This window comes from Brenneria alni (assembly GCF_003666245.1).
Taxonomy (GTDB): Bacteria; Pseudomonadota; Gammaproteobacteria; order Enterobacterales; family Enterobacteriaceae; genus Brenneria; species Brenneria alni.
Map to the genome: position 1 here is coordinate 1 of NZ_MJLZ01000039.1, position 18,162 is coordinate 18,162.

General features: G+C 47.4%; 23 protein-coding genes and 3 pseudogenes. 13 read left to right on the plus strand and 13 right to left on the minus strand.

Annotated elements, in window-relative coordinates:
* Positions 1-420: hypothetical protein (locus tag BIY29_RS15375; RefSeq protein WP_147437166.1), on the minus strand; the 420-nt coding region annotated here is incomplete at its 3' end.
* Positions 421-549: 129 nt separating this feature from the next.
* Here BIY29_RS15375 and BIY29_RS15380 point away from each other — a divergent pair.
* Entirely contained in the window at positions 550-705 is a 156-nt protein-coding gene (locus tag BIY29_RS15380) for a hypothetical protein (protein ID WP_100247371.1), read from the plus strand.
* Here the strand turns inward: BIY29_RS15380 and BIY29_RS15385 are convergent.
* From BIY29_RS15385 to BIY29_RS15405, 5 genes are all read right to left on the minus strand, one after another.
* On the minus strand, positions 702-1,316 hold the full coding sequence (locus tag BIY29_RS15385) for a Fic/DOC family protein (protein ID WP_205680355.1): 615 nt from the start codon (positions 1,314-1,316) through the stop codon (positions 702-704). The two genes, BIY29_RS15380 and BIY29_RS15385, sit on opposite strands and share 4 nt — an antisense overlap.
* Positions 1,317-1,320: 4 nt before the next feature.
* Complete coding sequence (locus BIY29_RS15390) at positions 1,321-2,637, minus strand: tyrosine-type recombinase/integrase (RefSeq protein WP_121575965.1); 1,317 nt, start codon at positions 2,635-2,637, stop codon at positions 1,321-1,323.
* Positions 2,638-3,060: 423 nt separating this feature from the next.
* A complete protein-coding gene (locus BIY29_RS15395; RefSeq protein WP_121575966.1) occupies positions 3,061-3,438 on the minus strand; it encodes a type II toxin-antitoxin system YafO family toxin in 378 nt (125 codons plus the stop codon).
* Entirely contained in the window at positions 3,438-4,037 is a 600-nt protein-coding gene (locus tag BIY29_RS20275) for a hypothetical protein (RefSeq protein ID WP_170158954.1), read from the minus strand. The genes BIY29_RS15395 and BIY29_RS20275 overlap by 1 nt, the downstream gene beginning before the upstream one ends.
* Positions 4,038-4,162: 125 nt before the next feature.
* Positions 4,163-4,477, minus strand: coding sequence for a hypothetical protein (locus BIY29_RS15405; RefSeq protein ID WP_121575967.1), 315 nt, complete (start codon positions 4,475-4,477; stop codon positions 4,163-4,165).
* Between BIY29_RS15405 and BIY29_RS15410 the strand changes: the two genes are divergently transcribed.
* Positions 4,476-4,670 (plus strand): hypothetical protein, encoded by a 195-nt coding sequence (locus BIY29_RS15410; RefSeq protein WP_121575968.1) that lies wholly within the window; start codon positions 4,476-4,478, stop codon positions 4,668-4,670. The genes BIY29_RS15405 and BIY29_RS15410 overlap by 2 nt on opposite strands.
* Before the next feature lie 166 nt (positions 4,671-4,836).
* On the opposite strand, the gene copM is transcribed toward BIY29_RS15410, so the two are convergent.
* The 4 genes from copM to rlmG all read right to left on the minus strand — a co-directional run bounded on the left by copM (position 4,837) and on the right by rlmG (position 7,598).
* Entirely contained in the window at positions 4,837-5,196 is a 360-nt protein-coding gene (gene copM, locus BIY29_RS15415; RefSeq protein WP_121576003.1) for a CopM family metallochaperone, read from the minus strand.
* 167 nt (positions 5,197-5,363) lie between these two features.
* Positions 5,364-5,843 carry an ATP-independent periplasmic protein-refolding chaperone Spy gene (gene spy, locus BIY29_RS15420; RefSeq protein WP_121575969.1) on the minus strand — a complete coding sequence of 160 codons (480 nt, stop codon included), beginning with the start codon at positions 5,841-5,843 and terminating at the stop codon, positions 5,364-5,366.
* A gap of 239 nt (positions 5,844-6,082) precedes the next feature.
* Complete coding sequence (locus tag BIY29_RS15425; protein ID WP_121575970.1) at positions 6,083-6,379, minus strand: MbeD/MobD family mobilization/exclusion family protein; 297 nt, start codon at positions 6,377-6,379, stop codon at positions 6,083-6,085.
* Between the two features lie 79 nt (positions 6,380-6,458).
* On the minus strand, positions 6,459-7,598 hold the full coding sequence (gene rlmG / locus BIY29_RS15430) for a 23S rRNA (guanine(1835)-N(2))-methyltransferase RlmG (RefSeq protein WP_121576004.1): 1,140 nt from the start codon (positions 7,596-7,598) through the stop codon (positions 6,459-6,461).
* A 638-nt stretch (positions 7,599-8,236) separates the two neighbouring features.
* Between rlmG and BIY29_RS15435 the strand changes: the two genes are divergently transcribed.
* Positions 8,237-9,190, plus strand: coding sequence for a TerC family protein (locus BIY29_RS15435; RefSeq protein WP_121575971.1), 954 nt, complete (start codon positions 8,237-8,239; stop codon positions 9,188-9,190).
* A 240-nt stretch (positions 9,191-9,430) separates the two neighbouring features.
* A complete protein-coding gene (sstT, locus tag BIY29_RS15440) occupies positions 9,431-10,678 on the plus strand; it encodes a serine/threonine transporter SstT (RefSeq protein WP_121575972.1) in 1,248 nt (415 codons plus the stop codon).
* A gap of 98 nt (positions 10,679-10,776) precedes the next feature.
* Here the strand turns inward: sstT and BIY29_RS15445 are convergent.
* The 3 pseudogenes from BIY29_RS15445 to BIY29_RS21050 all read right to left on the minus strand — a co-directional run.
* Positions 10,777-11,106, minus strand: a pseudogene (locus tag BIY29_RS15445) (altronate dehydratase); the annotation flags it as partial.
* Positions 11,096-11,716, minus strand: a pseudogene (locus BIY29_RS21045) (mannitol dehydrogenase family protein); the annotation flags it as partial. The pseudogenes BIY29_RS21045 and BIY29_RS15445, both read right to left, overlap by 11 nt.
* A gap of 6 nt (positions 11,717-11,722) precedes the next feature.
* A pseudogene (locus BIY29_RS21050) lies at positions 11,723-12,058 on the minus strand (glucuronate isomerase); the annotation flags it as partial.
* A gap of 455 nt (positions 12,059-12,513) precedes the next feature.
* Here BIY29_RS21050 and exuR point away from each other — a divergent pair.
* From exuR to BIY29_RS15500, 9 genes are all read left to right on the plus strand, one after another.
* On the plus strand, positions 12,514-13,290 hold the full coding sequence (gene exuR / locus BIY29_RS15460; RefSeq protein ID WP_121575974.1) for a transcriptional regulator ExuR: 777 nt from the start codon (positions 12,514-12,516) through the stop codon (positions 13,288-13,290).
* Positions 13,291-13,779: 489 nt separating this feature from the next.
* A complete protein-coding gene (locus BIY29_RS15465; RefSeq protein WP_121575975.1) occupies positions 13,780-14,454 on the plus strand; it encodes a DedA family protein in 675 nt (224 codons plus the stop codon).
* 2 nt (positions 14,455-14,456) lie between these two features.
* Positions 14,457-14,837, plus strand: coding sequence for an EnvZ/OmpR regulon moderator MzrA (gene mzrA / locus BIY29_RS15470; RefSeq protein ID WP_121575976.1), 381 nt, complete (start codon positions 14,457-14,459; stop codon positions 14,835-14,837).
* Between the two features lie 10 nt (positions 14,838-14,847).
* Positions 14,848-15,222: a DUF1090 domain-containing protein gene (locus tag BIY29_RS15475; protein ID WP_420808427.1), complete on the plus strand. Its 375-nt coding sequence runs from the start codon at positions 14,848-14,850 to the stop codon at positions 15,220-15,222.
* A 187-nt stretch (positions 15,223-15,409) separates the two neighbouring features.
* A complete protein-coding gene (locus BIY29_RS15480; protein ID WP_121575978.1) occupies positions 15,410-15,715 on the plus strand; it encodes an ElaB/YgaM/YqjD family protein in 306 nt (101 codons plus the stop codon).
* Between the two features lie 14 nt (positions 15,716-15,729).
* Positions 15,730-16,125 carry a phage holin family protein gene (locus BIY29_RS15485; RefSeq protein WP_121575979.1) on the plus strand — a complete coding sequence of 132 codons (396 nt, stop codon included), beginning with the start codon at positions 15,730-15,732 and terminating at the stop codon, positions 16,123-16,125.
* Entirely contained in the window at positions 16,122-16,406 is a 285-nt protein-coding gene (locus BIY29_RS15490) for a YqjK-like family protein (protein WP_121575980.1), read from the plus strand. The genes BIY29_RS15485 and BIY29_RS15490 overlap by 4 nt, the downstream gene beginning before the upstream one ends.
* Positions 16,407-16,662: 256 nt before the next feature.
* Positions 16,663-17,058: a DoxX family protein gene (locus BIY29_RS15495; protein ID WP_121576005.1), complete on the plus strand. Its 396-nt coding sequence runs from the start codon at positions 16,663-16,665 to the stop codon at positions 17,056-17,058.
* Positions 17,059-17,168: 110 nt separating this feature from the next.
* The gene (locus BIY29_RS15500) at positions 17,169-18,158 is read left to right on the plus strand and encodes a glutathione S-transferase family protein (protein WP_121575981.1); all 990 of its coding nucleotides are present in this window, start codon (positions 17,169-17,171) and stop codon (positions 18,156-18,158) included.
* Positions 18,159-18,162: the final 4 nt, after the last annotated feature.

Here is an 18,162-nt window from a genome sequence, read left to right on the forward strand (position 1 = left end):
TTTGAATTCTGTACACCAGGCCTCAACAGTCTTTAACTGGAAGGAGTAAACAATATCATGTGATTTTGCGAGGGAGTCTAATTTTTTAACAAAATCCTTTGCAATAAACTCGCATTCTGGATAACACTCTTTGCTAAGAAGATAAATTGCATTTAATGCTGGCGGTCTGATTTTAGTATCACCGTTGTTATTTTTTGATTTTTCCTCATTATTTAACAACTCTTTTTTTAGCTCCTTATTTTCGCCTCTAAACATTTCAATGTCTTTGATGAAGTTTTCTTTATCAACAAGGAAGTTTTCCGTATCTTTATGATACTTTTTTATATCACTTAAAAGATTACTGTTTTCCCTCCTTAACGAATTATTTATCCTCAGTAGTTCTTCAAAATTTTCTCTTGTAAAATCAGGCTTATCAAACATTTTTTATCCTTTTTAAAATCAATAAATAGCTTACAACCAAAATAAATTACGATACACAATGTGAAATTAACTGGACTAATCTATCCCCAAACACCTACAATCCTAGCAGCAGCCATAGGGAAATTTTTCATGAGAAAACATACATCATCTCAAGTGACCAAAGCAAAAATCCTCCGTGCCGTTGCCAGCTCAACCGCAATTGAAACTGGCGTTTCTGTGCAAAAAATTGAGCAGCAACTCAAAAAAAATCAAGCACAGGCGAAAGCCGTGGGCCTCGCCCGTTAATCTGGCAATATATCGTCCACCAATTGCATCATGGGGCTGTAGTTCCCTGATACGCCTGCCTGTATCGCCTTGAAGTAAAATGCCTTGTGCTCATCCCACAGGCTGTAATCCAGTAAGCCCTTCCCTGCCAGAACCGACAGTACATCGCAAAGCAGCCGCGAAAGACGCCCGTTACCTTCTCTGAATGGATGGATCAAAATAAACTCCACATGGCATTCAGCCAGATAGCTAACCAGCTCCGGACGAGCCATGGATTTCAGTTCACCAGACCTGGAGAGAAATTGCCTCTCGAAACCATCGAGAAGCAGTGGAATTCTGTCGGCAGCGGCAAATTGAAAACTGTCTTTAGTCAGGTTGGCATTGCGTAACCTCCCAGCCCAGTCATACACATTCCCCAACCATTGGCGATGCCACCCACTGATGTGCTCAAAAGTCAGCACCGCTGGCGGCTGGCCTTCGATAAATAGCTGTTCATAAAGCATCAGCAGCAAGCCTGATTCCAGCGCCTCCATTTCCTCTTCATCAATGATCCCCAGCTTATTAGCCAGCACTAAATCTCCAGAGCCCGGCTGATAACGCTCTTCTGCTGAATTTAGCTCATATTTTGCCAAGCTCTTACCTCCGCCCAAACAAGTTCACAACGTTGTTTTCCTGCTGTCGCTGATAGTTGTTAACCCGCTCTTCCCAGATCTCAAGCGCCCTGCGCTTTTCAGTCAGATAATCATAGCGGTCATAGTGTTTCGAGCTGACGTCATTTAAAGCGTGATTCTGAATACGGTCACGGATCTCTTTACTGATCCCCGCCTCCCCCATCAGCGTTTTACAGGTCCGGCGTAAATCTCGCGCCGTGAAAACTTTAAACTCAGGATTAAAAGCACGGAAATACATGATGGAACGGGCCAGGCTATCGGTACGTACCGGGCGCTCACCGTTGGTTGATAGCGGGAAAATATAGGGACTGTTACTTTCCTTAGTCAGCTCTTTCACTGAGGCTAATTCCTGTAATGCCGATTCAGTCAGCGGGATCAGGTGCTCACGCTTGTTTTTCGATACATCGGCTATGACCAGTAATGTCTTTTGCTGCCAGTCAATTGCACTCCATTGGCTGGCAATCATTTCAAATGGACGCTGCCCGCCAACATAAACGCAAAAGCGGATTAAATGCTGCATCAACGGCCCAACGTTAGTTGCCTGAGCGAACTGCTCCATGACAAAACGTAGCTCCTCCAGTGTTAACCATGTATCACCCACTTTCTCCGCCGAGGACTGCTTCGGTATGGCCGATACCGGATTAACTTCAAGGCCGAACGTAATACCCACGCTGGTATTCATCGGATCGTTATCGGCTTTAAGACCGTAGTTAAAAGCCGCCATCAGGTAGGAACGAATTCGATTCGCATGGACCACTGCATCACGCTGGATGATGCCAGATAAGATCGTTTTGATCTGTAATGGCGTGACATCCTTCGCTTTGGTCTCTCGAGGAATGACTGAATAGCACTCTTTTTCAAGACGCTTCAGAACATCGGCCCAGGTCCGCTTATTGTCGAGCTTCATCTTGTTAACGTAGCCATGTACCAGCTCTTTAAACGATCCCTGCGAGCGATGAAGCTGCATGATGTGCTGCTCGGCCAGGCGCTGTTGCTCAAGCTCTTGCTGAGGTTCTTTTCCTTCAATAAGCCAGGCACCATATTTTTTCGCCAGCTCATTGGCCGTCACCAGTTTCATCTCAGGCCAGATGCCCAACTGAATGAATTTCTCTTTCTTCCCTTTCTCAACGTAGTAACGGAAATAAAAAACTTTGCTGCCTGAAGGCTGAACCTTAACGCCAAGCCTGCCGGTACCACGCTGAGCACTGTTGCTCCACACGTAGTACGACGTGCTTTTTGTCTTCAATCCGCGTATAGCAGTCTCGGTAAGATTAGCGGCCATGAGGTTACCTTTCTAAGGATAAGCGTTACCTGACCCGATGCCCATTTTGGGTCAGGTAATGGGTCAGGTAACGATAGTACAATGGGGAGACGAGACAACCAATCAGAAACAAAAGCAACATCATAACTGATTGATTATAGACAATTAAAAATACAACAAGCGTCAATACCGAACGATTAGAAACATGCCGATTTTATGACTCATAATCGATTGGTCGTTGGTTCAAACCCAACAGGGGCCACCAAACTTTATCTTTAAAATCATATAATTAAGCCACTTTTAAACAAGTGGCTTTTTAGTATCTAAATGCCAATGGCAGCAAAGCTAAAATCCATTAAAACAACCATAAGCCAAATCCTTACTAAAAACACAAGGATACAGCGGTACTATGGAAATGGAGGAGGCATGCTTTTGTTTGCGGGTTTAAGTATTCTGAAATTGCTCGGCTCGGCGTTCTAACTCAGCGAGAAATGATGTTCTTGCCAGTCCATGTGCATTGGGCGTCATTATACTTATCACCTGAAAACTATCTGGATTGAGCCAATGGCGTGCATAGACAAGATAGCTATTCGACTTTCGCGCGGCTTGCGGAACGCCTTTCCCCCACTGTGGCTCATTGGGTAGTCTGATATGCATCTTAAAAACATGAGAATCACATAGTTTGCGGTTATCTTCCCATTGCGCTTCGCTTCCAAGAAATGGCGGTAAGACTTTGCTATTCATCCACCCTTGCAAGGCAGAAGCATATTGCTTCGCAATCGTTGGATGCTCCACTTTCAAATGAACTGAAACAGTCGCCATTACGAAACCCGATCAAATTCCGGGATGTCTAATCCTAATGATTTGTGCTCTGCACGGATCATTGCCTTAACTTCATCAGCACTGGCTTTAATCATTTCAGAGCTTGTTTTCTTTGGTGGATGAGTTTGGTCAATGAATGACAAAAAGTCTTCGGCGGTATATCGCAGGCTTGCAGCTGCACGTCCAAAGGAAACCACTTCTCCGCGCAGATCATCATCACTGATTTCATTCAACGCCAGCCTTACCGCATCAACAAACTTTGTTGCAATAGTAATGCGCTTTTGTAACTCACGCTCCAGATGCTTCTGTACGAATGGGCTTTGTTTTTCCATGGCGATGGGTATCTGCTTTTCTTCCCATTCTAAGCGGATATTTCTTAAGTGGAAGTTCAGACGGTCAGTCATTGCCTTAAGATAGACCGTCGCATCACCGATCGGCAGGTATACAACCGATCCAGGTAGTACTTGTAATGTAGTACTGGTATCAGCATGGGTTAATGCAATGTCGCTATACCCCAACGTGCTGGCAGGAACTGGTGCCATGGCTATCGCCATAGCGGTAGCCATATAGGTGACTTTGTTTTTTTGGGGCTTGCTCATAATATGAACTCCATAGATTATGCTGCCATTCTAGCTTACAGAATAGTCAGCAGCAAACAGCTATCCGTTATCAGCCTCACTCCAACTCGCGTAACTTTTTTTCAGTTTCATAATGCCTATGGCGGTCATCTAACATACTCTACTGTGTAGGTTTTTAACCATTCTTCAATGCATGGTGTAAACTCAGCGATTAGATCAACCCACTCAACAAAATTCAAATAAACTCCTATTTTTCTGTTGGTTAGGTTTTTCTTTCGATCCTTTTTAGATCCTAAAAACTGAAAAACACTGAAATTTCTTTCAATCTTTTCAGTTTGAGGTTTCCACCAAAACCCCAGTAACGGCGCGGGCTGGCGTACCCATTTGTAGAAAAATAAAACTGAAAAATTTCTCTGATCCGAAAACCGCAGGCGGGTGCGGTGTAGCGCCGATTTTGTCATGCGACCGTTTATTTTGTGTATGCGCTGGCTGCGCCTGCGCGACGTGATGCAGCGATTGAGGTTGCGGGTTCGTGATGGTGTGATGTGTGGAATGGTTCGCTTTGTGGGGCGTCTGAGCGCGTTTTATGACAGGCGCAAAAAAGCCCGCACGCGGCGGGCTTCGCTTTCCCTGATGTCATCGTTATCTTTTTAAATTCAAAATCATCATGACATTGGGTTCGTTTATTTTATAAACGTTTATACAGATCGATTATGAATTATTGATCGGTTGTGTCGATCAATTATTATCAGGCACCAATCACCGGGCTGTATTTCGTTTGTATCACATCGGATTTATTGCTGACTGCAACAATACCTTATTACCTTTTCTCGTGCTTTTTCAGCCATGCTTGCATCTGGTCAATTTCCGGCTGCTGGGCATTGATGATCTCTTCCGCCAGTTTGCGAAGCTCAGGATCTTTGCCGTATTTGAGCTCTGTTTTGGCCATATCAATCGCTCCCTGATGATGGGCTATCATCCCCTTAGCGAACGCAACGTCAGGATCGCTGGACTGTATCCCTTCCTGCATCTGGGTATGCATCTGATCCATGCCCTGCATATAGGCCTGCTGTGACTCGGTTGCATTACCGGAATGATGGCCGTTGTGTCCACTGTCGGCAGCGAAAGCGGCCAGGGGCGCCAATAGACTACCGACAATTAGTAAATTTATGCTCTTCATCATTACCTCTATTTCAGACCAATTGGAATATCACCTTAAAGGTAGTCCTTCCCGTAAGGGGAAGGTCAAGAGAAAGAACCCAATAAGAAAAACCGCCGAACCTATCCACCACGGTGATAAAAATCAGCGATGGATAAACCCGGCGGTCTTAAGGATGGTGCTGTTGCTTACTCAGCCGACGCGGGTTTAGCGTCGGGTTTTGGCGGTTGAGTCAGGCGTTTTTCAAAATTATCGTTGTACTGTTTCTTTTGCTCAGGCGTAAGGATGTTATAAATCTTATTCTGGGTTTCTAACCTGTTCAGCATGTGCGCTTTTCGCGCGGCATCGGCTTTATCCAACTGCGCCTGTGCCTTAGCGGCATCGAACGTATCGGATGTAACCAGATTGTGCATTTCACGTCGTTCATCCTGCATGGATTTTCGCATATCATCATGAGAGGCTTTCAAAATTTCATCCACTTGCCGTTTCTGAGCCTCTGTCAGATTCAGTTCTTTAAACATCATCTCATGTTGCCCACCGCGGGGACCTTTCCCATCTTTAACCATTCTTACTTCCGGGTGGCCTTTTGGCGTATCAGTAGCTTGAGCGATACCTGCCGTTCCCAGTGCTAAAGAAGAAGCAACCAGAAGTGCTGTTAATTTACGCATAATTTATCCTTCTCTCAGGTTTAACGCATTGACGACCATTGTCGTACTGTCGAGAGAAAGTATAGGCCTGATAGTTTCAGTTAGTTAGAGCAACGGTAAATGTCTGCAAGTAATGACTTCACATTTCCGACAAATATGGAGAATACGGGGGAAATGTGTAAGGAATTGATAGAATTGCGTTAAACCTTGCGTGAGATAACGGATTATTTCACACATAACTCGTCAGGGCTGACAGCCGATTAGGGTAGCGAACGGACAAAATTCGACGCATCTTTCGCCAACGCATCAATATGCGCGCTGATAACTTTGACCTTTTGCAGCAGCGGATTACGCGCCGGAGAGCTATCCATCGCGTTCAACTGAGTGACAAGCTGCTCAATCTGCTCACAAAGCTGTGCTTCATGCTGCCTGGCCTGCGCCAACTGCTGCTGTAGCTGCTGATAATCGCGTCGCCAAATCTGCTGCTGTTGCTGAACGCTGCGCTCCAGTTCCTGAAACGCGCCATTCAGCCGTGTTTCCAACTCTTCAACCCACATAGAGATTCCTTCGCCTGATTATCCATCGAACTATAATGGCACAGGGCCTTAACAACAAACAATTGCAGGCGGGTGTAGGTTACCGGGCTGCTGCGGTTTTCACCGCCCGCAGCACCACAAATTTAGCGTTGCTGGCAATTACCTCACAGTTGCCGAACAGACGTTTCAGCTTGTGAAAATAATCCAGATGACGATTACCGACAATGCGTAATTCACCGCCGACCTGAAGACAGCGGCGGGAGTCAAGGAACATTTGCCAGGCAATATTATCAGTAACCGCCTGCTGCTGATGGAACGGAGGATTACACACTACGGCCTGTAAGCTGTCACGCGCCACGCCAGACAGCCCATGATTAACCGCAAAACCACAGCGTTCTTGATCCTGCGGACGGTTAATCGCCACATTCATCCGACTGGAGGCGATCGCCATATAAGATTCATCAAAGAAGCTGACGGAAGCAGCCGGATTAGCCGATAGCGCCGCCAGCCCAATAACGCCATTTCCGCAGCCCAAATCAACGATTTTACCTTCCAACTGCTGAGGTAAATGTTGCAGGAAGAAACGTGCGCCAATATCCAATCCGCCACGCGAAAACACATTCGCGTAGTTGTGGATGCGATAGCCATAATCTTCCAGCGCCCACTCGGTTGTCAGCGGTTGTTCACTCACATTTAAATCCGCGACTTCACAATGAATCAGACGCGCTTTCTTCCAGGCCAATGAGGTTTTTGTCGGCCCCAGGATGCGCTCGAATAACTGTAGTGTCGACGTATGGATATCACGAGCCTTGGCGCCAGCGATAATGCGGGTTTGCGGCGTGACTACCTTGCGCAGCATACGTAGTTGATATTCCAACAGCGCCGTAGTTTTCGGAATTTTGATCACCGCCAATGCTGGCGCGGCAGGTAAGTCGGTCAGGCTGTCCAGAAGCTCCACAGCGTCAGCATCAAAACCGTTCAGCGCCAGATTATGCCGCGTTGCCAGTTGGCTCATGTAAGAATCACTGATACTAACGGGTGCCTGAGCCTGCAATCCACAGGCTAATGCCCCGAATACATCATTAAAAATCAGGCGTGGCCCAGGTGAAACCTCCATCGATGAAAGCTCACGCAGCAGGAACTCATCCGCCGCTTCCCACGCCTGTAGCGCCGTGTTATCTGCTACCTGAGGATAACGTACCAAAGTCAGATTACGCGTTTCCAGTTCAAGTTGGCACATGGTTCCTCCTGAATCACAAAATTTGCGCTGTTTATCCCTTAAAATGATGCGCCAGTAAATGCTTTTCTCTGGCAGACAGGCAAATGACAACGTTAACCGTGTTTTAACAGTAACGTCGTCTTGCGATTTCACCATGATAACCTGAAATCCCTCATAGGATACGAACGCTTATGATTCGCTTTGCTATGGCAGGAGCAAGCTGGCTCCTTCGTCAGTTTTTCAATACCGTGACACAGGTTAAAGTGGGCTAAGTAAGGTCGCCGTTATTATGGCGATATTTATTTGACCCAGATCATGTTTTCACCTATCTTTTGTGCAGCAAAGGGGAGTAACTTTTCCGCCGGTTAATCGTCATTACGGTGCACTACCCAATAGATTTCAGGGCGCAGGAAAGCGGCAAGCGAACGAATCCCCAGGAGCTTACTCAAGTAAGTGACTGGAGTGAGAAAGCGTAGCCAACACACCTGCAACTTGAAAGATGTAAGGGTAAATACGCATCCGGTTACCGGGCAACCTTAATCAGATTAATGTTGTAAGTGAGACCTTGCCGGAAGGCGAGGTACATTTGCGGCTATAATAGTAAACGGCCAGCGTCTTTCGATGTTGGCCGTTTTTGTTTTCATTTAAAGGATATTGCTATGCATACCATTGGCACGCCGTGGTTATGGGGCAGCTTTGCTGTCATTGTTATCGTTATGCTGGCCATCGATCTGCTCTATCAAGGGCGCAAAGGATCGACGGTGATGACATTTAAACAAGCCGCCGGATGGTCGATTGTCTGGATAACCCTTTCCCTGTTGTTCAACGCGGGTTTCTGGTGGTATCTGGATGGAACGCTGGGGCGTGAAGTCGCCAATACTCAGGCGCTGGCATTCCTGACCGGTTATCTTATTGAAAAAGCGCTCGCCGTCGATAACGTGTTCGTCTGGCTGATGTTGTTCAGCTACTTCTCTGTTCCGCCACAATATCAGCGCCGGGTACTGATTTACGGCGTGTTGGGCGCGATCATCCTGAGAACGCTCATGGTGTTTGGCGGTAGTTGGCTGGTGACACAGTTCCAATGGCTGTTGTACGTCTTCGGTGCATTTCTGCTGTTTACCGGCATCAAAATGGCGCTGGCGAAAGAAGATGATAATGCCATTGGCGACAAACCGATGGTGCGCTGGATACGTGGGCATTTACGCATGACCGACAGCATTGAAGATGACAGATTTTTTGTCCGCCGCAGTGGTTTATTGTATGCCACACCGCTATTTCTGGTACTGATACTGGTCGAAATCAGCGATGTGATTTTTGCCGTTGACAGTATCCCGGCCATCTTCGCCGTGACCACCGATCCCTTTATCGTACTAACCTCCAACCTGTTTGCCATTTTGGGTCTGCGCGCCATGTATTTTCTGCTGGCAGGCGTGGCTGAACGTTTCTCCCTGCTGAAATACGGGCTGGCCGTCATCCTGATTTTCATCGGTATCAAGATGCTGCTGATCGACGTATACCATATTCCCATCGCCATTTCGTTGGGCGTGGTTGCCGGGATTCTGGTCATCACTCTGCTGGTCAACGTTTGGGTCAACCGTCGTAGCACGCAATAGCCGATTCGCCTGCTCTTGCCGTACAGCGTTCATCCTGTACGGCAATATCCGTTGATAAAAAATCCGACTCAAGGCAGAAAAAATGCCGCATCCTCTTCTCCTTGTATAAAATTTTCATATACTGACACGTACAAACACATCTTATTACGGATATAGAAAGAAATCCGGCGTCTTAGATGTCAGAGGTTTCGCGTCCGTAACAGACCATCACTCAATGGAAACGGCCACGTCGTCAATACTATGGAAAATCAACAGTCACGTTTTTTGCAGTACATTACTCGCGGTAGTCTGGTTCAACAGATACTGCTGGGACTGGTAGCCGGGACTATTCTGGCTTCTGTTTCAACCAAAGCCGCGCTTGCCGCGGGGTTATTAGGAACACTGTTCGTTGGCGCACTGAAAGCCGTGGCGCCGGTATTAGTGTTGATGCTGGTCATGGCTTCCATTGCCAACCACCAGCAAGGGCAGAAAACGAATATCCGTCCGGTGCTGATGCTCTATCTGATCGGAACATTCTCGGCAGCGCTGATTGCCGTGGTGCTGAGTACCCTTTTCCCCTCGACTCTGGCACTCAACGCGCAGGCAGACGACATCACGCCGCCTTCGGGTATTGTGGAGGTGCTGGAAGGCCTGTTGATGAGTATCATCGACAACCCTATCCATGCGCTGCTGAATGCGAACTACATCGGTATTCTGGTTTGGGCCGTTGGATTAGGGATAGCGTTCCGCCGCAGTTCGCAGAGCACTAAAAGCCTGATTACCGATGCATCTGATGCAGTGACATTTATCGTCCGTGTGGTCATCCGTTTCGCCCCTTTAGGTATTTTTGGTCTGGTTGCCGCTACGCTGGCCGAAACCGGTTTTGGCGCTCTGTGGGGTTATGCTCATCTGCTCATGGTATTAATCGGCGGGATGCTGCTGGTGGCATTGGGTGTCAACCCGTTGATCGTTTACTGGAAGACCCGCAGCAACCCTTATCCATTGGTACTCCGCTGCCTGCGTGAAAGCGGCGTAACCGCCTTTTTTACCCGCAGCTCTGCCGCCAACATCCCAGTAAACATGGAGTTGTGCCGTAAGCTGAATCTGGATGAAGACACCTATTCTGTCGCTATCCCGCTGGGTGCCACCATTAATATGGCGGGTGCCGCCATTACCATCACCGTGCTGACTCTGGCGGCAGCCAATACCCTGGGGATCCATGTTGATTTGCCTACCGCACTGCTGCTCAGTGTCGTGGCATCACTCTGTGCCTGTGGCGCATCTGGCGTTGCGGGAGGTTCGCTGCTTTTGATTCCGTTGGCTTGCAACATGTTTGGTATCTCAAATGATATCGCCATGCAGGTCGTGGCCGTTGGTTTTATCATCGGTGTGTTGCAGGATTCCGCAGAAACAGCGCTAAACTCCTCAACGGACGTGATCTTTATCGCGGCGGTTTGTCAGGCGGAAGAGGCAAAACTGGCAGAACAGGAACGCCTGAATCTGTCGTAAACGATCCAGGGATAACCCGTAAGATAGGGTTATTCCTGTTCCAGCCTTCCCCACGGCGGGAAGGCCCCATCGGCAGCCTCATGCAGAGCGCGGAAGATTTACAATATTACGCCACTTTTAAATAGTGCCAACTCACGGAAGTCATTGATTTCATTTTTAGCCGGTTTGCCATCGGCAATTTCGACAATGAGATCGACAAACTGCGTCAGCAACTCGTCCATCGCCATTCCATGAATCAAACCGCCTGCGTTAAAATCGATCCAGTGCGGTTTTTTCTTCGCCAGTTCAGTGTTGGTTGCCAGCTTCACCGTCGGGACAAAACCACCATAAGGCGTGCCTCGCCCGGTACTGAATAACACCATATGACAGCCTGCGCCAGCCAGAGCACTGGTCGCCACTGCATCATTCCCCGGCGCACTGAGCAAATGAGGTCAGCTCATCGTGCGGCAAATCGAGTACCGGCACGATCTCTTCTGCGATGGTTTTTTCCACAAACTTACCAATCCGGGCATCATTCATCGCTTCGCCAACGGTATCCAACCCTGTCAACCAGGCTATCGGCACCAGCGCCGTGTGCGCCCCATTAAGAATGGCCACTTTGCGTTCTTTATACGGTTTGATGTCATCGACGATACGAACATTGAGATCCCGTTTATTCAGCCGTAATTCTTCCGCCAGCCACTGCGGCCCCTGGATCACAAACAGATAGAAGTATTCAGCCGCATCCAGAAACGTATCGGTATAACCCAGCTCTTGTTGCAGGCCGTCAATTTCAGCACGCGGATAACCAGTGACGATTCTGTCCACCAGCGTGGAGCAAAACGTATTGTTTTCGTTCAGCCAGGCAATAAATGCTGGCGGCAGTTGCCACTGTTTTGCATAACGCAGCACCAGCGCTTTCAACGCCACGCCGTTGTAGTCAATCAGTTCACAAGGCAACAATACCCAGCCTTTATCTGGAGCGCCGTCAAAATGACAAAAACGTGCATACAGCAGGCGGGTTAACTTCGCCGGAAAGTCGACAGGCGGGGTATCGGTAATGCCAAATGGGCGGCGCAGTTCCAGATGCGTCCAGTGGTACAGCGGGTTACCGATTGTATGAGGAACGGTTGCCGCCCATGCTTCGAATTTTTCCCAATCGCTGGCGTCACCCGTGCAAAAGCGCTCGGATATGCCATTGGTTCGCATTGCCCGCCACTTGTAGTGATCACCTTTTAACCAGATGTCATACAGATTTTTAAACCGGTAATTTTCCGCTATCTGTTCCGGCGGTAAATGGCAATGGTAATCAAATATTGGCTGATCGGCGGCATAGTCATAATATAACCGACGGAAAAATGCGCTATCTAGCAGAAAATCTTCACTAAGAAAATAGGGCATGTTTTTTCTTCCTTACCGTACTTCTTGCACACCAAATGGATTTACCCCTTAAAGATGTCACACCAATTATCTTCAATATCTCATACTATTAGTGAGGTCATGATCGCAAAAATTTAATAATGGCCGTGATATAGGCATCTTCTGCCATAAATTTGCGCTTAAATACGCTGTAAACAGAGATAGTAGGCTGATGAAGTGTAAAAACAGCAGTTTTGATATCACTTAACTTATAAAGATATATGATAACTATGCGAGAATTCGCTAAAACAGCATGAGATTCTGTTTTCGTTAAGGCAGCCGTCTGCTGAGACAGATTAAAGTGACGGAGATCTGTGACTGCGACAATAGTTGTTGTTGCCTTCAAGTGGTATAACAAATCACTCCCATAAATTAACACGATGGTACTCAGGCCCTGATACAGTACCTGATACGTCATCCATCTAAGAGCAGGTATTATGGAACTTGCAGAACCCAGGCGCCTTTATCGGCAACTGGCCGCAGAATTAAAGCAGCGTATTGAAAGCGGTGTTTATCAGGTTGGCGAAAAATTACCCGCAGAGCGCTATATTGCTGAAGAGATGAATGTCAGCCGCACCGTGGTGCGTGAAGCGATCATTATGCTGGAAGTGGAAGGATATGTTGAAGTTCGTAAAGGCTCAGGTATTCATGTTATTTCCAACCAGCAGAAGCATCTGTTGGTCACCCGTGAGGATATCGAATTTGTGACCGCCGGCCCGTTTGAACTGCTTCAGGCCCGTCAACTGATTGAAAGCAATATTGCCGAATTCGCCGCTACGCAGGTTACCCGGCAGGATATCGTACAATTGATGGAAATTCAGGAACACGCCCGGCAGGAAGATCGCTTCCGCGATTCACAATGGGATCTGAAATTTCATGTGCAGGTTGCACTGGCCACCCAAAACTCGGCGATGGCCACCATCGTGGAGAAAATGTGGAGCCAGCGCGTACACAACCCCTACTGGCTTAAACTGCACGAACACATTGACGACAAATCGATTGAAAGCTGGTGCGAAGATCACGATCAGATCCTTAAGGCGCTGATTCGCAAAGATCCCTATGCGACCAAACTCGCCATGTGGCAACATCTGGAGAACACAAAACAAATGCTGTTCCGCGCCACCACTGACGATTTTGAATTTAATGTGGATCGCTATATGTTTGCGGAAAACCCGGTGGTTCACTTAGACCAGATGAACACCAACAAACGCTAGTCTCATGTTATATCATCGCCGCATTCTTCGCCAAACAGGGGGGCAAAAAGTCAAAAAGCGTCGACTTCTGTCAGTGAGTGTAAAATATGGCAGAAAGTTCAACGTTTCCCCTATAACCCGTCTTAAATCAACTTGGTTGCTGTGATATTTTTCTGTTTCAATAACACCTATTTTGTTACAGTTAGAGCGTTTTTTTACGCTTAATCCGTGGCTTTGGGCGTAAAACGCGTCAGTGGCAGACAATCCCCGACCCCAGATGGTTTTGGCCGAATATCTGCCGGGTATCCAGATAACGCGCTCAGAAAACAAGAATCAGCCCCAGGAAGCAGCTTTATCACCGTTATGGCACACAACTGTATAATCTTCTGATAAATCATAAAGGGAAAACGTTGAAATGTGCCACCTGGTGAACGTATTCACTTTTATCATGACCGGAAGCGTTTATATCGCCACGGGTTAAATGAAATGCAGCAGTATTAGGAATACCGGATGGATATTATTAAAGAACTGTTACATGCACTCTGGCAGCAAGATTTCGATCTTTTAGCTGACCCCAAATTGGTGTGGACCATCTATGTATTACTGTTTTTAATCCTTTTTTTAGAAAATGGCTTGCTGCCCGCAGCATTTTTACCGGGTGATAGCTTACTCATTCTGGTTGGCGTTCTGGTTGCCAAAGGCACCATGAATTTCCCCTTTACCATCGTCTTGCTGACCACCGCGGCCAGTCTGGGATGCTGGGTCAGTTACATTCAGGGAAAATGGCTGGGCAATACACGAATAGTACAAGGCTGGCTGGCGCATTTACCCGCACACTATCATCAGCGTGCGCATCAGCTTTTCCATCGACATGGCCTTTCCGCGCTATTAGTTGGGCGCTTTCTGGCATTTGTACGTACACTTTTACCCACAATCGCAGGTTTGTCGGGCTTAAATAATGCCCGTTTCCAGTTCTTTAATTGGATGAGCGCATTATTGTGGGTGTTGATTCTGGTTTCGCTCGGTTTCGCGTTGGGGAAAACCCCCGTGTTTCTGAAATATGAAGACGAGTTGATGTTTTTTCTGATGCTGTTGCCGTTGGCACTGTTGTTTATCGGCCTGTTTGGATCATTGTTTGTACTTTGGCGTAAAAAGCGCACCGCTAACGCAGAAAAAGGAAATTAACGGTGTCAATCCGCCGGTTTTACCCCAAAAAAATATGGCGCATACTGCTATTAGCGACATTACCACTCCTTGTGCTGACACAGTCGCCACATTGTTCTCAGGATGAAGCCATGTTACATATCAAGCCGCGCTATCAAGGTGCGGGGCTGCCTGACGGCTTCTACATTTATCAGCGATTAAATGAACATGGCATTGCGATAAAAAGCATCACTCCTGCGCAGAACAGCCTTATTGTGCGTCTGGCTTCGTCAGAGCAAAGCGTTGAAGCCAGAGATATTTTGCGTGTCTCATTGCCTAAAGTGAATATCACGGCGCAGCAAGCCGCTAAACCAGCGTCATTCTGGCAGCAAAAACTGACGCAAAAACAGTCTAAATTGGGATAATCATTTGAAAATACATTATTTAATAACCGCTATCTTATTGATATTTTCTGGCAATGTACTGGCTCAGACCGAAAATACGCAGGGTGGCTGTTTACAAAAAGAACAGGATATTCAACGCCAGATCGATCAAGCACGTAAGCACGATAATCAGCAACGCGTTAAAGGATTGGAACGCGCACTGACTGAAGTCAAATCACACTGCACCGATGCAGGGCTGGCCGCCAAACAGCAGAATAAGATTGCGGACAAACGAGCGGAAGTCTCTGAACGGCAGCGTGAGCTTAATGAAAGTAAGCAAAAGGGCGATCCGCAAAAAATCCTTAAACGTGAGCAAAAACTGGCTGAAGCAGAACAGGAATTACAGGCGTTGGAAAAAAATAAATAGACGAAAGGCTGTCTATACTCATGTGTCTAATTAAAATGTCATTATCGCTCATTTTATGACCGGAACATAAATTACTAAAATTTACAATAAGTTATCAGAATTATCCGCACGCAGTTTAACGGGCATAAATCGAAACTTAAGCTATAGTTAGAATTCAAGGTTCATGACAACAATAAAGGTATTCACTATGGCTAAAGATCAGAATTCTGAGTTTTTACGCGCTGAATTGAAATCACTGGCGGATACGCTGGAAGAAGTGTTAAGTACCTCCAGCGAAAAATCCAAAACCGAATTGGATAAACTGCGCAGCAAAGCAGAAGCGGCGCTGAAAGAAACACGCTCCCGCCTGAGCGATACAGGTGAACGCATTGCCACCCAGACACGGGAAGCCGTGGGATGTGCAGATGACTACGTCCGTGAGAATCCGTGGACTGGTGTGGGTATCGGCGCTGCGGTTGGCGTTGTACTCGGTGTTCTGCTTGCCCGCCGTTAATTATTCTGACAATTATGACTGATAAACAACGACAAGGCCCCGCAATCGGGGCTATAGCCTCTGTTCAGCGTATTATCACCATCCTTGTCAGTATGGTGGAAACACGTGTCCGTCTGGCGGTTATTGAGCTGGAAGAAGAGAAAGCCAATCTGATTCAGTTACTGATGATGGCGGGGCTAACGCTGCTTTTCGCCGCATTTGGTCTAATGAGTTTGATTGCATTGATTATCTGGGGAGTTGAGCCCCAACACCGCCTGTTTGCACTGGGATGTCTCACCGCCACATTGCTGGGATTAGCCATCATTGGCGGTCTGTGGACTTTGCTGAAGGTACGGAAATCGACTCTGCTCAAGGCCACCCGCAAAGAGTTGGCGACCGATCGGACGCTGCTGGAGGATGAATCAAAATGAGTCATCAGCAGCGTGACAGAGAAAAAACTCAGCTTTTACGTAAAATCCAGCAGCAGAGGCTGGATTTATCGTCGGGTAAAAAACACTGGCTGGAATCAACCGCTTCCTATGACCGCTACTGGCAAAACTTGCTGCAATGGCGGAAATATTGGGTTATTGGTTCCGGCCTCATCGCTATTTACGGCGTACGCCACCCACGCCGCATGATCCTCTGGGGCCGCCGCGCTGTTGGGCTTTGGGGAACCTTCAGACTTTTTCGCAAAACCTTTTCCCGACGTTAATTTTCTCATCCCTTCGCATCATGTCCTTTAATTGCCATATGACAGCCTTTCACCACTTAACTTATCTGGCTTGCACAGACATCAGATATAGCATCAATTTTTCTGAATAAAATAGACAATTTTACTTGCTGGCACCGTATATAATCTCTCTATAGCATCTAATCTATAACCTGATGGCAGGGGATATTTTCAATAAGTACCTGCTAAGACTGTCCATCAGGAAATTAATGTCTATGAATAATATATTGGAGAGATGATGAAAAATTTAGAAAGCATCGCCCTGTTGGTTGCCCGTATTTTAATGCCAATTCTATTTATCGTTGCAGGTTATGGAAAACTGGGTGATGCCTATGCCAGCACACAACAGTATATGCAGGCGATGGGGGTTCCAACCTTCCTGTTACCGCTGACGATCTTGTTAGAACTGGGGGGAGGGCTGGCAATCCTGTTTGGTCTGCTGACCCGTACTGTGGCGCTGTTCACCGCTGGTTTTACTCTGCTGACGGCTCTCATTTTCCATACCAATTTTGCTGAAAGCGCAAATCAGATCATGTTCCTGAAAAACCTGACTATCGCTGGCGGCTACCTGTTACTGGCAGTGACCGGACCTGGCGCGTTCAGCCTTGACCGCATCCTGAATAAAAAGTGGTAAGGCAGGAAATTTTCACCTTGTACAACAGTTGGTAATCACAAAGAACGGCGACAAGTACAGCAATACAGAACGTGTCGTCGTTCCGCATGGTTTAATTAACGGGAGGAGCTATGGGACAACTGGTTGATGGCGTATGGCACGATACCTGGTATGAAACCAAATCTACCGGCGGTCATTTTAAGCGTTCAGAATCACATTTTCGTCACTGGATTACGCCGGACGGTCAACCTGGGATTACCGGAGACGGTGGATTTCCGGCGGAGTCAGGCCGCTATCATCTGTATGTTTCGCTTGCCTGCCCCTGGGCACACCGCACCTTGTTAATGCGCCAGTTGAAAGGGCTGGAAACACACATTGCCATTTCTGTCGTTCATCCGTTAATGCTGGACCACGGCTGGACATTCGATACCGATTTTCAGGACGCCACCGGGGATTCGCTGTATCAGCATGAATTTCTCTACCAGCTTTATCTTCACGCCAATCCCGACTATAGCGGGCGGGTTACCGTTCCGGTACTGTGGGACACCGAACAGCATACGATAGTCAGTAACGAGTCAGCCGATATCATCCGAATGTTGAATACCGCCTTTGACGATATCGGTGCAAAACCGGGGGATTACTACCCGCAGGATCTGCGTTCCCAGATTGATGAACTGAACGGCTGGATCTACGACCAGGTTAACAACGGTGTTTATAAAGCCGGTTTTGCTACCAGCCAATCAGCTTATGATGAAGCCGCCACTAACGTATTTGCGGCATTATCTAAACTGGAATCCATTCTTGAACAGCAGCGTTACCTGACGGGCAGCAGCCTGACTGAAGCTGATTTGCGCTTATGGACTACGCTGATACGTTTTGATCCGGTTTATCATACCCATTTTAAATGTGACAAGTACCGCTTGAGTGATTATCCGAACCTATATGGTTTTTTGCGTGATATCTATCAGATGCCCGGTATTGCCGATACCGTCAATATGGGGCACATTCGGCACCACTACTTCCGAAGCCACGGCACGATAAATCCACACGGGGTTATCTCGCTGGGGCCCGCTCAGGATCTGCATAGCCCTCACGGGCGGGATACGCAATTTACAAACTAATTGG